The sequence below is a fragment of the Achromobacter semiaridum genome (assembly GCF_053543755.1).
On the sequence record NZ_JBLVOL010000002.1, the window covers coordinates 53,605 to 67,956 of the forward strand.

At 65.3% G+C, this 14,352-nt stretch carries 14 protein-coding genes and 1 tRNA gene; 13 read left to right on the forward strand and 2 right to left on the reverse strand.

Going from position 1 to position 14,352, the window contains the following annotated elements:
* Nucleotides 1-121: 121 nt before the first annotated feature.
* Genes ACNPP0_RS00370 through ACNPP0_RS00385 form a run of 4 tightly spaced genes read left to right on the forward strand, consistent with a single transcriptional unit; the run spans nucleotide 122 to nucleotide 5,275 of the window.
* On the forward strand, nucleotides 122-1,366 hold the full coding sequence (locus ACNPP0_RS00370) for a sarcosine oxidase subunit beta family protein (protein WP_332612698.1): 1,245 nt from the start codon (nucleotides 122-124) through the stop codon (nucleotides 1,364-1,366).
* Nucleotides 1,367-1,381: 15 nt separating this feature from the next.
* The gene (locus ACNPP0_RS00375) at nucleotides 1,382-1,660 is read left to right on the forward strand and encodes a sarcosine oxidase subunit delta (protein WP_332612697.1); all 279 of its coding nucleotides are present in this window, start codon (nucleotides 1,382-1,384) and stop codon (nucleotides 1,658-1,660) included.
* Nucleotides 1,657-4,668, forward strand: a complete 3,012-nt coding sequence (locus ACNPP0_RS00380; RefSeq protein WP_448704720.1) for a sarcosine oxidase subunit alpha family protein — start codon at nucleotides 1,657-1,659, stop codon at nucleotides 4,666-4,668. Before ACNPP0_RS00375 ends, ACNPP0_RS00380 begins: the two co-directional genes overlap by 4 nt.
* Nucleotides 4,658-5,275 carry a sarcosine oxidase subunit gamma gene (locus ACNPP0_RS00385; protein ID WP_448704721.1) on the forward strand — a complete coding sequence of 206 codons (618 nt, stop codon included), beginning with the start codon at nucleotides 4,658-4,660 and terminating at the stop codon, nucleotides 5,273-5,275. Before ACNPP0_RS00380 ends, ACNPP0_RS00385 begins: the two co-directional genes overlap by 11 nt.
* A 100-nt stretch (nucleotides 5,276-5,375) precedes the next feature.
* Here ACNPP0_RS00385 and ACNPP0_RS00390 read toward each other — a convergent pair.
* Both ACNPP0_RS00390 and ACNPP0_RS00395 read right to left on the reverse strand, forming a co-directional pair.
* A tRNA-Gly gene (locus ACNPP0_RS00390) sits at nucleotides 5,376-5,451 on the reverse strand.
* 73 nt (nucleotides 5,452-5,524) lie between these two features.
* A complete protein-coding gene (locus tag ACNPP0_RS00395; protein WP_448704722.1) occupies nucleotides 5,525-6,178 on the reverse strand; it encodes a cytochrome b in 654 nt (217 codons plus the stop codon).
* A gap of 340 nt (nucleotides 6,179-6,518) precedes the next feature.
* Between ACNPP0_RS00395 and gspG the strand changes: the two genes are divergently transcribed.
* From gspG to ACNPP0_RS00440, 9 genes are all read left to right on the forward strand, one after another.
* A complete protein-coding gene (gspG, locus tag ACNPP0_RS00400; RefSeq protein ID WP_332612693.1) occupies nucleotides 6,519-6,947 on the forward strand; it encodes a type II secretion system major pseudopilin GspG in 429 nt (142 codons plus the stop codon).
* A complete protein-coding gene (locus ACNPP0_RS00405; RefSeq protein ID WP_332612692.1) occupies nucleotides 6,925-7,419 on the forward strand; it encodes a lytic transglycosylase domain-containing protein in 495 nt (164 codons plus the stop codon). Before gspG ends, ACNPP0_RS00405 begins: the two co-directional genes overlap by 23 nt.
* Nucleotide 7,420: 1 nt before the next feature.
* Nucleotides 7,421-8,614, forward strand: coding sequence for a type II secretion system F family protein (locus ACNPP0_RS00410; RefSeq protein ID WP_332612691.1), 1,194 nt, complete (start codon nucleotides 7,421-7,423; stop codon nucleotides 8,612-8,614).
* Nucleotides 8,615-8,655: 41 nt separating this feature from the next.
* A complete protein-coding gene (locus tag ACNPP0_RS00415) occupies nucleotides 8,656-10,254 on the forward strand; it encodes a GspE/PulE family protein (RefSeq protein ID WP_448704723.1) in 1,599 nt (532 codons plus the stop codon).
* Complete coding sequence (locus ACNPP0_RS00420) at nucleotides 10,235-10,990, forward strand: hypothetical protein (protein WP_332612689.1); 756 nt, start codon at nucleotides 10,235-10,237, stop codon at nucleotides 10,988-10,990. Before ACNPP0_RS00415 ends, ACNPP0_RS00420 begins: the two co-directional genes overlap by 20 nt.
* Nucleotides 10,978-11,505 (forward strand): hypothetical protein, encoded by a 528-nt coding sequence (locus ACNPP0_RS00425; RefSeq protein WP_448704724.1) that lies wholly within the window; start codon nucleotides 10,978-10,980, stop codon nucleotides 11,503-11,505. The genes ACNPP0_RS00420 and ACNPP0_RS00425 overlap by 13 nt, the downstream gene beginning before the upstream one ends.
* Nucleotides 11,502-12,074: a hypothetical protein gene (locus tag ACNPP0_RS00430; protein WP_332612687.1), complete on the forward strand. Its 573-nt coding sequence runs from the start codon at nucleotides 11,502-11,504 to the stop codon at nucleotides 12,072-12,074. Before ACNPP0_RS00425 ends, ACNPP0_RS00430 begins: the two co-directional genes overlap by 4 nt.
* An 11-nt stretch (nucleotides 12,075-12,085) precedes the next feature.
* Nucleotides 12,086-12,538 (forward strand): hypothetical protein, encoded by a 453-nt coding sequence (locus tag ACNPP0_RS00435; protein ID WP_448704725.1) that lies wholly within the window; start codon nucleotides 12,086-12,088, stop codon nucleotides 12,536-12,538.
* Between the two features lie 50 nt (nucleotides 12,539-12,588).
* Nucleotides 12,589-14,352, forward strand: a 1,764-nt coding sequence (locus tag ACNPP0_RS00440) for a type II secretion system protein GspD (protein WP_448704726.1), incomplete at its 3' end; no start/stop codon positions are given.

The following is a 14,352-nucleotide window of genomic DNA, read 5'->3' on the forward strand; positions in this document are numbered from 1 at the left end:
CGGATATGCGCCAGCCGGCACTTGCGCAACCGGCATGTCGGAATCAGGCAAGTTCACGGCCGAGGCGGCACGTCATGGCCGCCGCCTTCAGAGAAGAATGGATCACCGTCTAGGAGCCACGATGAGCCGCTATTCCCTCTTCAGCCTGATTCGCAATGGCTTTTCAAACCACGAACGCTGGCCGCGCGCCTGGCGCAGCCCCGACCCCCGGCCCGCCTACGACATCGTGGTGGTTGGCGGCGGCGGCCATGGGCTGGCCACGGCGTACTACTTGGCCAAAGAGCACGGTGTAAAGAATATCGCCGTGCTTGAAAAGGGCTGGGTGGGCGGCGGCAATACCGCGCGCAACACCACGATCGTGCGTTCCAACTACCTGTGGGATGAATCGTCCCAGCTGTACGAAAAGGCGATGCAGCTGTGGGAAGGGTTATCGCAGGAGCTCAATTACAACGTCATGTTCAGCCAGCGCGGGGTGATGAACCTGGCGCACACGCTGCAAGACGTGCGCGATACCCAGCGGCGTATCACCGCCAACCGCTACAACGGCATCGACGGCGAATGGCTGACGCCCGCGCAGATCAAGGAAATCGTCCCGGCCATCAACCTGGACTGCCGTTACCCCGTGCTGGGCGCGTCGTTCCAGCGGCGCGGCGGGGTGGCGCGGCACGACGCGGTGGCCTGGGGCTACGCGCGCGCGGCGGACCGGCTGGGCGTGGACATCATTGAGAACTGCGCGGTGACGGGGATACGTCGCGAAGACGGCCAGGTGCGTGGCGTGGAAACGGCGCGCGGCTTTATCCAGGCCGGCAAAGTGGCCGTCGTGGCGGCGGGCCATTCCAGCGTGATCGCCGACATGGCCGGCTTGCGCCTGCCCTTGGAAAGCCATCCGCTGCAAGCGCTGGTGTCCGAGCCGCTAAAGCCCGTGCTGAACACCGTCGTGATGTCCAACGCCGTGCACGCCTACATCAGCCAGTCGGACAAGGGCGATCTGGTGATCGGCGCCGGCATCGACCAATACGTGGGCTATGGGCAGCGCGGCAGCTTCCACCTGATCGAAAGCACCTTGCAGGCAATCGTCGAGATGTTTCCGGCGTTCAGCCGCGTGCGCATGAACCGCCAGTGGGGCGGCATCGTCGACGTGTCGCCCGACGCCTGCCCCATCATTTCAACCACGCCCATCAAGGGGCTGTACTTCAACTGCGGCTGGGGCACGGGCGGCTTCAAGGCCACGCCGGGGTCGGGATGGGTCTTTGCCTACACGGTGGCCAATAACGCGCCGCACCGGCTGAACGCGCCGTTCTCGCTTGACCGCTTCCACACCGGCCATCTGATCGACGAACACGGCGCAGCCGCCGTCGCGCACTGATTGCGGAGCTTATCCATGCTGATGCTGACTTGTCCCTACTGCGGCCCGCGCGCCGAAACCGAATTCATGTGTGGCGGCGAGGCAGACATCGTCCGGCCGCTGGATTGCGATTCCCTGACCGATGCCCAATGGGCCGACTACACGTTCATGCGCCGCAACGAACGCGGCCGCGCCCGCGAGCAATGGCAGCATGCCCACGGTTGCCGCCGCTGGTTCCTGGCGGAACGCGATACGGTCAGCCATGAGTTTCACGGCTTTCACACGTTCGAGCATGCAGCGGGAGAACGCAAATGACGCAACCCAACCGGCTGGCGCACGGCGGACGCGTCGACACGGCGACGTCCATCGAATTCACCTTCAATGGCCGCACCTTTTACGGCTGCCAGGGCGACACGCTGGCGTCCGCGCTGCTGGCCAACGGCGAGCATTTCGTGGGGCGCAGCTTCAAGTACCACCGCCCGCGCGGCGTCATGACGGCGGGTGTCGAAGAACCCAATGCCCTGGTGCAGCTGGAAGAGGGCGGGCATACCGTCCCCAACCCGGCCGCCACGACGATTGAACTGTATGAAGGCTTGCGTGCCGGCAGCGTCAACGCCGTGCCTGATCTGGAGCGCGACCGCATGGCCATCCTGCAACGGGTGGCGCGCTTCATTCCGGCGGGCTTCTACTACAAGACCTTCATGTGGCCCAGGCGCTGGTGGCCGCGTTACGAACGCTTTATTCGCAAGGCGGGCGGGCTGGGGCGTGCCCCTGTGCAACCCGACCCCGACCACTACGACAAGCGCTACGCCCATTGCGATGTCCTGGTGGTGGGCGGTGGGCCTGCCGGCCTGGCCGCGGCGATGGCGGCGGGCATGGCGGGCGCGCGCGTGATCCTTGTCGACAACCAGTCCGAACTGGGCGGCGGCCTGCTGTCCAGCCCCGCGCTGATCAACGGCGCGGCCAACAGCGACTGGATCCGCCAGACGCATGCGGCGTTGCAGGGCATGAGCGATGTGCGCATCCTGTCGCGCAGCACGGCGTTCGGCTATCACGACCAGAATCTGGTGACGGTGTGTGAGCAGGTCAGCGACCATCTCCCCGTCACGGGGCGTCGCGGGGTGCGTCAACGGCTATGGAAGGTTCGCGCCAAGCAGGTCGTGCTGGCCACCGGCGCGCACGAACGGCCGCTGCTGTTTGGCAATAACGACCTGCCCGGCGTCATGCTGGCGTCGGCGGTGTCCACCTACGTGCGGCGCTACGCCGTGCTGCCGGGGCGGCGCGTGGTGCTCTACACGAACAACGACGGCGCCTATCGCACGGCGCTGGACCTGCGCGAGCAGGGCGCCAACGTGACCGTGGTCGACCCCCGGCCGCCCGGGCGAGGCGCCTTGCCCGACGCCGTGCGCAGCGCCGGCATCGAGGTACGCAATGAGTCGGTCGTGTTGCAGGCGCGGGGCGGGCGCCACGTGAAGGGCGTCGTCCTGGCCTCTTACGTGGGCGCCAAGGCCGGGCCGGCCAATGCCAGGCTGGCTTGCGATCTGGTCGCCGTGTCCGGCGGCTGGAGCCCGGCGTTGCACCTGCATGCGCAGTCGGGCGGGCAGACGCGCTGGGACGACGCCCACGCCTGCTTTGTGCCGCTGGGGTCACAACAGGCTCAGGCCAGCGCAGGCGCGGCCAATGGAGAGTTTTCGCTGGCGCTGGCGCTGGAAGGCGGTGCGTCGGCGGGAGCCAGGGCGGCGATGCTGGCGGGCCTGAACCCCGCCGGCGCGCTTGCCTGGCGCACCGCCGACATCGCGCAAGATCCCTTGATGCCGCTGTGGCAGGTAGCAAGGCGGGTTCGTCCAAGCCGGGGCGCCAAGCAATTCGTGGATTACCAGAACGACGTCACGGTGGCGGACATCCATCTGGCCGTGCGCGAAGGCTATCACTCGGTCGAGCACGTGAAGCGCTATACCGCCATGGGCTTCGGCACCGACCAGGGCAAGCTGGGCAACATCAATGGCGCGGCTGTCCTGGCCGACGCGCTGGGCAAGACCATTGCGCAAACCGGCACCACCACCTATCGGCCGAACTACACGCCCGTGGCGTTCGGCGCGCTGGCCGGGCGCGAACTGGGCGACTTCTTCGACCCCATCCGCAAGACCAGCGTGCACGAATGGCACGTGTCGCGGGGTGCGGTGTTTGAAGACGTCGGTAACTGGAAGCGCCCGTGGTACTTCCCGCTGCCCGGCGAAAGCATGCAGGCGGCGGTCGCGCGTGAATGCCTGGCCGTGCGCAACGGCGTTGGCATGCTGGATGCGTCCACATTGGGCAAGATCGACATCCAGGGCCCGGATGCCGCCACGTTGTTGAACTGGGTCTACACCAACCTGTGGAGCAAGCTTGATGTGGGCAAGGGCCGTTATGGCCTGATGCTGGACGAAAACGGCATGGTGTTCGATGACGGCGTCACCATGCGCCTGGGTGAACAGCATTTTCTGATGAGCACCACGACGGGCGGCGCCGCGCGCGTGCTGACCTGGATGGAACGGTGGCTGCAAACGGAATGGCCGCATCTGGACGTGCATCTGACCACCGTCACTGACCATTTCGCCACCTTCGCCGTGGCCGGGCCGCGGGCGCGCAAGGTCTTGCAAGGCGTCTGCCCCGACATCGACTTTTCCAACGGGGCCTTCCCCTTCATGAGCTTTCGTGAGGGCTCGGTTGGCGGCGCCGGCTGGTCCAGCCCCGCGCGCATCATGCGCATCAGTTTCTCGGGTGAACTGTCGTACGAAGTGAACGTGCCCGCAAACCTGGGGCAACGCGTCTGGAATGCGTTGATGGAAGCCGGCCACGAGCATGGCATCACGCCCTACGGCACCGAAACCATGCACGTGTTGCGCGCCGAAAAGGGCTACATCATCGTGGGCCAGGACACAGATGGCTCCATGACGCCGCAGGACCTGGGCATGGGCGGCATGGTGGCCAAGTCGAAGGACTGCCTGGGCAAGCGTTCGCTGTCGCGCGCGTATACGGCCGCGGCCAGGCGCAAGCAGTTCGTCGGCCTCCTGGCGCGCGATCCGGCGGTTGTGCTGCCGGAAGGCAGCCAGATCATGCAACGCGCAAGCCGCGCGCCGATCGTGCCCATGATCGGCCACGTCACGTCCAGCTACATGAGCCCCACGCTGAACCGGTCGATTGCGTTGGGATGGGTAGAGGACGGGCAGCAACGCATGGGTCAACTGGTGGAAGTGGCGTTGCCCACGGGGGGCTTCATGCCGGCCACGATACACAGCACGGTTTTCTACGATCCCGAGGGAGGGCGCCAGCATGTGGACTGAAACCTATCAGGAGTCGCCCTTGAAGGGTCTCAAGCCCGTGCAGGCGCCCGCGCAATCGGGCGACACGAAGCGCTTGCGCATCATCGAAAGACCCTTTCTGGATCTGGCGGTGCTGCGCGGCAACGCATGCTCGTCCGGGTTTGCCGGCGCGCTTGAACGCGCCTTGGGAACCGCGCCGCCGCTGGCGCCGAACACCGTGGCCCGCGGCCATGTGCATCTGGTGGCCTGGATGGGGCCTGATGAATGGTGGGTGCAGTCACTGGCGCCGACCCGGCCGGCGCTGGAAGGCGCGCTGCGTCCGGCATTGGCGGGGCAATCGGCAACGGTGGTGGATGTCAGCAGCGGCTATACGGTGCTGCAACTGCTGGGCGACCCCGCGCGCGACGTGCTGGAAAAAGGGTGCCCCCTGGATTTGCATCCGCGCGTCTTCGCCCCGGGGCAATGCGCGCAAAGCCACTACTTCAAAGCGGGCGTGATGTTGCGCGCGCTGGAGGCGCGCGGCGTGGAAGTGGTGGTGCGCCGCAGCTTCGCGGACTATGCCGGCCGCATGCTGCTGGACGCGGCGCGCGAATTCATGTCGCCGAACCAGCGTATCGAGCGCGCATGAAAAAAGGGCCCAGCGGGCCCATTTTTCAATTACCAGGGCCCGAGGGGCCCATTTTTTGATTTGCAGCAGGATGAAAACCCAATGCTGCGAAATCCGAATGTGGAGCGGGAGACGAGTCTCGAACTCGCGACCTCAACCTTGGCAAGGTTGCGCTCTACCAACTGAGCTACTCCCGCAATTTACTGCTATCGCCACGCATTGCCGTCGGCGTCTTGATGTCGTTTTTTGGCAAGCGAGGCGGAAGTATACCTAATTTTTTGAAAAATGCACGCCGGCCGTGGATCGGGATGCCGCCGCGCGATTCCGCGCCGCCCTGACGGGTACCACCACCGCCTGACTGCGTTGCCGGCGGCGCCAGGCCATGCGCGCCAAGGTGTCGTCGCGCACGATGAAGTGGTGGGCAAGCGCCGCCACAATGTGCAGCGCCAACAAGCCGTACAGCCCCCACGTCAGCATGTCGTGCATCCATACCGTGGTGACCACCAGCGCGGGGTCGGCGGCGACCAAACGCGGAAACTCCAGATTGGTGAAGGGTAACGGTACGGCCAGGCCCTTGGCGTTGACGACGACCCAACCCACCATGCACGACGCAAAAATGAACGCATAGATGGACAGGTGCACCGCGTGGGCGCAGGCATCCTGCATGCAGAAATCAGCGCCGGCGGCGCGGCGGCGCGTGATGCGCACGACCGTGCGCACCATCGTGACCACAAGCAGCGCCATGCCACAGCCGATGTGCACGATCATGACCGAGCGCATCGACACGCCCGTCTGCGCGGTCAGCACGTGGCGCAATTCGCCGGCAAGAATCAGGATGCCCATCAGGCTGACGCTTAGCCAATGCAAGGCGATTTGCGAGGTGGTGTAGGCCTGTGTGGCCAGGGCGGCGGGGGGGGAATGCATGGTCTTCCTTCTAGCGGTGCCAGCCGGCTCCGCGTGCGGCGGGGCTTGGCCAAGAGGCGAGATTGAAGCGCCGCCACCCCTGCCACGCCACCTTCCTCAACACTTCCTGAAGGCCTAAAGGCCCCCTGCCTGGGCCCCTTTAGGCTCTCTTTAGAAACGTTGTTGGCCGATTGCCCGCATGGAAATATGCCGGCCTGCGTAGAGATTTTTCCGCCTTTGATGCGCCCGGCCACGCCGGCGCTCGGATCGGCGTCGTTCCTCACGATGCTCGCCTCTGCCCCCCGCACTTCACTCCAGATCTCCGCCGCGCGGCGATCGCTCAATCAGAAAAAGTGGACTCATGAAGACTCTTACCTTCCGACGCCGTCTTGGCCTGCAACAAGGTTTCACCTTGCTGGAACTGCTGGTCGTGCTGTTGATCATTGCGTTGCTGGCCGGATACGTCGGCCCCAAGCTGTTCTCACAGGTCGACCGCGCCAAGGTGCGCGCTACCCAGGCGCAAATGAAGACGCTGGGTGATGCCTTGACCCAATACCGCCTGGACGTGGGCAGCTATCCCTCCACCGAGCAAGGGCTGGAATCGCTGGTCAAGGCGCCTCAAGGCGCACCCAACTGGCACGGCCCGTATCTGGCCAAGGATGTGCCCGCAGACGCGTGGGGCCGTCCCTACGTGTTGAACGTGCCCGGTCGCAGCACGGACGCAGAAGTGGTTTCTTTCGGCGAGGAAGGCCGGGCGGGAGGCAGCGGTGAGTTGGTCTACGGCCTCTAAGTGGGCGGCGGCCGGGCTCGTCGGGATGACGTTCTCGACGGCGGCCGCCGCCAGCTGCTGGCAGGAATCGGGCGACCGCCATGGCGTGGACCCCTTGCTGCTGTTCGCCATCGCGAAGGTAGAGTCATCACTGAACCCCCGCGCCATCAACAACAACACCAACGGTACCCAGGACGTCGGGCTGATGCAGATCAACAGCATCCATCTGCCGGCGCTGGCCAAGCGGGGCATTACGCGCCAGCGCTTGCTGGACGAGCCCTGTCTGTCGATCGATGCCGGCGCCGAAATCCTGGCCGGCTTCATCAAGCGCTATGGCTACACCTGGCGCGCGGTCGGCGCGTACAACGCTGGCGGCGCCGCCAACCGCGAAGCGGCGCGCAAGCGCTACGTGAATCGCGTGTGGCAACACTATCTGCAACTGACCCAGGCGCGCGACGCCCGTTATCGCCAGTCCCAACACGCGGAGCGTTGATATGAATGAGTTCAGGATCCGCTTGCTCAAGCAGGGCACGTTGCGCGTGCATACCGTGCGCGCCTCCAGCGAAGGCGAGGCCCGCGCGCAGTTGAGCGATGCCGACGGCATGGTTCTGGACATTCAACGTTCGGCCGTGCGTCGTGGCATCAAGGCGCGCGGCAAGAAGTCATTTTCGCTGGGCCTGTTGCTGCAAGAACTGTCTACGTTGCTGGACGCCGGGCTGGCTTTGATCGAAGCGCTGGAAGCACTGAGCGACAAGGCCGGCAAGGGCAACAGGGCGCTGCAATCGTCGCTGAGCCAGTTGTTGCGCTTGTTGTACCAGGGCCAACCGCTATCGAAGGCGATGCAGGCGCAGCCGCTCGTGTATCCGGCGCTGCTGGTTGCCACGGTGGCCTCGGCCGAAGGCAGTGGCCAGTTGCCGGTGGTGCTGCGGCGCTACCAGTACTACGAAACGCGGATCGAGAACATCCGCAAGAAGGTTGTGGGCGCGCTGGTGTATCCGCTTGTCGTGATTGCAGTGGGCTTCGGCATCTTGTTGTTCATGCTGTTTTTCGTGGTGCCGCGCTTTGCCATCGTGTTCGAAAGCATGCGGACCTTGCCGGCAACGGCCGAGGCCATGTTGTGGTGGGCGCGCCTGGTCAAGTCCGACGGCCAATGGCTGGGCGCGGGCATTGGCGGCAGTCTGCTCTTGACGGCATTGGCGCTGCGCACGCAAAGGGTGAAGGCGGCATTGATGAACGTGTTCTGGCGGCTGCCCAAGCTGCGCGATGTGGGCAACCTGTTCGTGCTGGCGCGCTTTTATCGCACCGTCGGCCTGTTGATCGAAGGCGGTACGCCCGCATTGCAGGCATTCGAGTTGGCCGAACGCATCCTGCCGCCCGCCTACGGCGAACGTCTGGACCTGGCGTTGCAAGAGCTGCGCGCCGGCCGCAGCGTGTCGGAAACGCTGGCGCGCCACGGCTTGACCACGGCAGTGGCCGAACGGCTGCTGCGCGTAGGAGAACAAAGCGGCGATCTGGGCGGCATGTGCGAACGCATCGCCCAATTTCATGACGGCACGCTGGACCACGCCATCGAAGTCTTTGGAAAGGTGTTCGAGCCCCTGCTGATGCTGGTGGTCGGAGGGCTGGTCGGCACCATCGTCATCTTGCTGTACATGCCCATCTTCGAGATGGCCGGGAGTCTGGGATGAACGCAATGAACCCAATTGAAATCAGTCAGGAGAAGGCAGCAATGGAAACCCAACCCGTCGCCGACGAGGCATGGTGGTTGTGGCGCGAGCGCGCCGCGGAACTGAGCCTGTCCCTGGCCGATTACCTGGACGAGGAACTGGCGCGCCGCCCGCAACTGCTGCCGGTGCTGGCGCAGGCGCTGGGCATGGAGCCGCTAAGCGCGCAGCAATGCCGCCAGGCCGCCCCGCGCTTTGACGTGCTGCCGCTGGCCGATGCCATGGCCTGCCGCGTGGCGCCCTTGCAGGTGGACGGCGAATTGCTGCTGGCGATGGCCGCGCCTTTCTCTCGCGAAGCGCGCCTGAAGCTACAGGCCATGCTGGCCGGCCGCGCATTGCGCTTTGCCGTGTGCCCCACCGGCGCGGTGGACGCGTGGCTCAAGCAGGCCGAGGCTACCGAGCGCGTGCTGGACGGCGTAGCCGTCGACATGGCGGACGACTCGTTGGCCAAGGCGGTCGAATCGATTTCGCTGGCTTCGCTGGCCAAAGACGAAAGCCCGGTGATCCGCCTGGTGAACATGACGCTGTATGACGGCCTGCAAAGCCGTGCCAGCGACATCCATCTGGAGTCGGACGAGGAAGGGCTGTTGATCCGCTATCGCATCGACGGTGTGATGCTGCGCATCCGCCAGGTGCCGGGGCAGGTGACGGCCAACCAGGTGATGTCGCGCCTGAAGGTGTTGTCCAGCCTGGACATCGCGGAAAAGCGCGTGCCGCAGGACGGGCGCTTCAAAGTGGTGCTGCAAGGGCGCGAAGTGGATTTCCGCGTATCCATCATGCCGGGCAATCACGGCGAAAACGCGGTGTTGCGTCTGCTGGACCGGTCGCAGCGTGGCGACAAGCTCAGCCTGGACACCTTGGGTTTTCCGGCGGAAACAGCGCGCCGCATTCGCGTGCTGGCGCAGCTGCCCTATGGGTTGACGCTGATCACCGGGCCCACCGGCAGCGGCAAATCCACGACCTTGTATGGCGCGTTGTCGGAATTGAACAGCGGCGACGAAAAGCTGATCACCATCGAAGACCCGGTGGAATACGAGATGGCCGGCATCCTGCAGATTCCGGTGAACGAGAAAAAGGGCCTGACCTTCGCGCGTGGCCTGCGGTCCATTCTGCGCCACGATCCGGACACGATCCTGGTTGGTGAAATCCGCGACGCCGAGACGGCGGCCATCGCTGTGCAGTCCGCGTTGACCGGCCACCGCGTGCTGTCGTCCGTGCACGCCAACGACGCGTTCAGCGTGATCGACCGCTTCCTGTACATGGATGTCGAGCCCGCCACGTTCCTGGAATCGCTGAACGGCGTGGTCTCGCAGCGTCTGGTGCGGCGTCTGTGCCCGCATTGTGCGCCCGCGGGTGAAGCGCGCGCGGGCCCCGGCTGCGAGGCTTGCCGTCACACGGGCTTTCTGGGCCGCATCGCGCTGGCCGAAGTCCTGCGCCTGGACAGCCGCATGAAGACCGCGCTGCTGGACCGCTCTCCCGAGCGGCGCCAGGAAGCGCTGGCGCAGTGCCCCGACTATCAATCGATGCGCGATGCCGCCCATGAAGCGGTGGCGCATGGGCTGACAACTTATCAGGAGGTTTGCCGTGCCGTCGCTATGGAATGACCAAGCCGTTCTGATCGATGCGGAGCACGTCAGCCTGTTGTCCACGACAACGGCCGTGCACGAACGACTGAAGGCCCGCCATGGGGGCCAGCCCGCCGAAGCCGTGGCCGCCTTGCTGGCAAGCCGCCGCTTGCTGCGCCCGCGCTGGCGCAACCGCGCTCGCATCTGGCTGGGCTATCCCTGGGTGCACACGGTGCTGTTGCCTTGGCAGCCGGGTCTGCCCGGTGGCGATACGCAGTGGTGCGGCTATGCCCAGGCGCTGCTGCGCGAGCGCGGCATCGCGATGCAGAGCCGTGTGCGCCTGGGGCCGGCTCGCCATGGGCACGCCCGCCTGGCCGTCGCAGCCGACGCCGTGATGCTGGACGCCCTGGAAGCCCAGATGCGCGAACAAGGGTGGACCGTGCCGGCCTGCCACGACCTGCTGTCGTCGGCCTTGCATCGCTTTCAGCGACCGGTGCGGGCGGACGGCGCCTGCCTGGTCCTGGCGGAAGCTGGCGCGGTGACGTGCCTGTGGCCGGCGGCGCAGGGGTGGGAAGACATGATCACCTTACAGCTGTCGCCGGGCCAATCCCACGCGTCCGCCGTTGCTTCGGCGCAGGCGCTGTGCGATCGCCCGGTCATGGCGCAATGCGCCTGGACGTCCACCTTGGTATCCCCGGACGTCGCGCTGCCTGAAGACGCGCGCTGGCTGGGCTTTCCCCATGCCATGTTGGGAGGGCGGACATGCCCGGGTTGAAGATGAACCAGCTTGACTTCACCAAGCGCGGGGCGACGCAACCGTTTGCCGCCATCGTGGTGTTGCTGTTGCTGTGCGTCGGCCTGTTGAGCGCTTGGCGGCAATGGGATCTTTGGGCGCTGCGTGTCGAGGTCACCCGCGTTGAAAGCCAGCTGGTCGAGCGCCGCATGCAGCAGGAACGCGAGCAGCGACGCGCGCTGGCGCAGTCGCCTGAAGAAAAGAAGGTGGACGCGCTGGTGTCCGCGCAAAGTGCCGAAGACCGGTTGCGGCCCGTGCTGCTGCGCGCCATCGAACAGGCCTGGAGCCCCAGCGTGGCCGTCATGAACCTGAAGATCGAAGGCGCCGGCAAGACCGTGCAACTGGAACTGATGGCCGTGGACCTGACCGAGGTGTTCGCCTTCGCCGGGCGCGTGAACGCCGGGGAAGGCATCCGGGCAACCGTGATGCGCCACGGCATCAAGTCGGGTGATCCCAACCTGGCCACGATGGCCACCGTGCGGGTGGATCTGCAATGAAATCCTTTACTGAAATTCGTCGCCGCCTGGCCGCGCTACGTCAGGGAAACGCCGGTTCGCCTCTGCGTTGGCATGCCCAGTGCTGGGCCGAACGCCTCGGGCGCGGTGGGCTGTTGGCCCTGGCTGCCTTGCTGGTCCTGATCGTGCATTGCGTCGTGGTGCTGTGGCCGGAAAAGGGCACGTTGCAACTGCGGGCACTGGAATTGAACGCCGAGCTGCATGCTTGCCAACCCAGCGTCGCGCCGCCCGGCAACGACATGGACGAACTGCGCGTGCAACTGCGCCTGGACCCCGACCAGCGCAAGCTGGCCGTGATGGAGCAGTTGGTGCGTTCGGGCTTGCTGCTGGTCGACATCCAGTATCAGGGTGAAGACACCATCCAAGGTCGCCTGCGCCGCACGTCGGTGGATGTAACGGCGGTGGGTTCGTACCAGGACCTGAGCGCCGGCCTGCGCAAGTTGACCGAAGAGCCGCTGTTGCGCCTGGAGTCCTTGTCGTTGGACAGGCAGAAACCGGAAAACATGCTGGTCAACGTGAAGATGCGTCTGAGCATGTTGGGGGTGGTGTGATGAAGCGATGGATGACCGCGGTAATCACCGCCCTGGCGCCCGCCGCCGCGTGGTCCGAGACCCCGCAAGAGGTGGATCTGTTTCCTTCGCAAAGCTGGGCGTCGCTACTGGATCGGGGCACAGAACCCACACAGGACGCCGCCGCCCAGGCCAACGCGGCACCGACCGATACGCCGGACCTGGACGACACGATGCCGACCGCGCCGGAGGGCGTCGAGGCTGTGGTTGTGTCGGCCTTCACGGCCATCGGCGAATGGTCCGAAACCGGGCGTCGCATCGTGGTGCTGGCGCATCAAGGGGAAACCTATCTGATTTGCCAGCGCTGCGATGTGGCCGGCGCGGTGCAGCCTGGCGGCATGTTGACGCCGCAGTACCGCTTTAAGGCGCTGGAGGCGAAACGCGCCGTGCTGTTGGACCCGCAGGGCAAAGAACTGCATGTGGACCTGGCGCCGCTGGCGCAATGAGCATGGCGCTCATCGAAACGAAAAAATTCTATTGGGAATGGCAAGACATCATGATTGCAAAACCTGTCGTAATGGCCGCATTCTTCACCCTGTTGCTGGGCGGATGCGCGGCCCCGGAATCACTGAAGCGCGCGTTGGGCGGCGACGCGCCGACTACCGCTGAACGCCTGGCCGCCGGCCGCGCGAAGCTGGACAAGAACCCCAACGATATCGAAGCCGGCAAGGACGTGGCGCGCGATGGGGTGACGTTGACCCGCGAGATCCTGCAACGTGTGCGCGTGAAGATGGACGCGGGCGATGACGAGGCCGCGTTGCAAGACGTGCTGGAACTGTTGACGATCAACCCGGGGAACATGCGTGCCCAGCAGCTCAAGACGCAGCTGGAACAACGCGTACACCTGAACAGCGAACTGGCCGAGGCGGTCAGGCTGCAATTCGACCACCCGCGCGAGGCGCTCTACAAGGTCAATCGCATCTTGCAGGAACAGCCCGGCTTTCCCGCCGCCGAGGCACTGCGCACGCAGCTGCAACGCCGTGACGTCGGCCGCCAGTCGGTCAAGCCCCGGCTGGCCGACGCGCTGCGCAAACCCGTCACGCTAAACTTCAAGGCGCAGCCCATCGTCCAGATCCTGGACACGATCTCGCTGGCCGCCGGTGTTGACTTCGTGTTGGCCCCGGACGTGCAGACGAGCATGCCGGCCAGCATCATGGCCCGGCAGACCACGGCCGAAGACGCGATCAACCTGTTGCTGCGCACCAATCAGCTGGAAAAGAAGGTGCTGGATGCGCACACACTGCTGATCTATCCGTCGCGCCCCGACAAGGACAAGGAATATCGCGAGCTGATGGTGCGCGTGTTCTACCTGAACCATGCCGACGCCACGCATGTGCTTGCCGCGTTGCGGCAGATCAGCGCGCCCAAGAACGTGCATCTGGACGAACGCGCCAATGCCGTGCTGGTGCGCGACACGCCTGAAGTGATGGCGGTGGTGGAACGGGTGGTGGCCGCGCTGGACATCGCGCAATCGGAAGTAACGATGGATGTGCAGGTGCTGGAAGTGAATGCCAGCGACGAATTGGAAGTGGGCGTGGACTACCCCAGCGACCTGCGGTTTTCCGTGCTGCCGCAGGGGGAAAGCGGCCGCATCACGGTGGGCGACCTGCTGGGCCTGAACCAGGGCAAGATCGGCGTGACCAGCCGCAATGACCTGTCGGCGGCGCTGAACCTGCTGCAAAAGCGCGGCAAGACCAAGGTGCTGGCCAACCCGAAGATCCGCGTGCGCAACATGGAAAAGGCCAGCATCAAGATCGGTGAAAAGGTACCGGTCGTGACGACAACCAACGCCAACGGCGTGGTGACGGAATCCGTGAACTACCAGGACGTGGGCCTGATCCTGCAAGTGGAACCTCGGATCAGCCTGAGCAACGAAGTCAGCGTGCGCGTCAGCATGGAAGTCAGCAACCTGAAGGGCGAGGTCAAGACGGCGGGTGGCGGCGTTGTCTACCCGATGAGCACGCGCAATGCGGAAACCGTGATGACGGCGCGTGATGGCGAAACGCAGGTGCTGGCCGGCCTGGTCAATCAACAGCAGACGCGCAGCAGCAGCGGGGTGCCCGGGCTGAGTGTGATGGGCTGGCTGGGCAGCTTGTTCGGCGGCCAGAAAAAGACGGACCAGAACACCGAGATCGTGCTGCTGCTGACGCCGCATATTGAACGTTCGATGGCCTTGCCGTCGGCCGCCGACAGCTATTTCCCGTCGGGCACGGAGTCGCGCGTCACCGTTACGCCGATGACCACCCAGGCGCCCCCCCCC

Coding starts and splice junctions, on each gene's coding strand:
- ACNPP0_RS00370 (WP_332612698.1), top strand. CDS start 122: ATGAGCCGCTATTCCCTCTTCAGCCTGATTCGCAATGGCTTTTCAAAC.
- ACNPP0_RS00375 (WP_332612697.1), top strand. CDS start 1,382: ATGCTGATGCTGACTTGTCCCTACTGCGGCCCGCGCGCCGAAACCGAA.
- ACNPP0_RS00380 (WP_448704720.1), top strand. CDS start 1,657: ATGACGCAACCCAACCGGCTGGCGCACGGCGGACGCGTCGACACGGCG.
- ACNPP0_RS00385 (WP_448704721.1), top strand. CDS start 4,658: ATGTGGACTGAAACCTATCAGGAGTCGCCCTTGAAGGGTCTCAAGCCC.
- ACNPP0_RS00395 (WP_448704722.1), bottom strand. CDS start 6,178: ATGCATTCCCCCCCCGCCGCCCTGGCCACACAGGCCTACACCACCTCG.
- gspG (WP_332612693.1), top strand. CDS start 6,519: ATGAAGACTCTTACCTTCCGACGCCGTCTTGGCCTGCAACAAGGTTTC.
- ACNPP0_RS00410 (WP_332612691.1), top strand. CDS start 7,421: ATGAATGAGTTCAGGATCCGCTTGCTCAAGCAGGGCACGTTGCGCGTG.
- ACNPP0_RS00415 (WP_448704723.1), top strand. CDS start 8,656: ATGGAAACCCAACCCGTCGCCGACGAGGCATGGTGGTTGTGGCGCGAG.
- ACNPP0_RS00425 (WP_448704724.1), top strand. CDS start 10,978: ATGCCCGGGTTGAAGATGAACCAGCTTGACTTCACCAAGCGCGGGGCG.
- ACNPP0_RS00430 (WP_332612687.1), top strand. CDS start 11,502: ATGAAATCCTTTACTGAAATTCGTCGCCGCCTGGCCGCGCTACGTCAG.
- ACNPP0_RS00435 (WP_448704725.1), top strand. CDS start 12,086: ATGACCGCGGTAATCACCGCCCTGGCGCCCGCCGCCGCGTGGTCCGAG.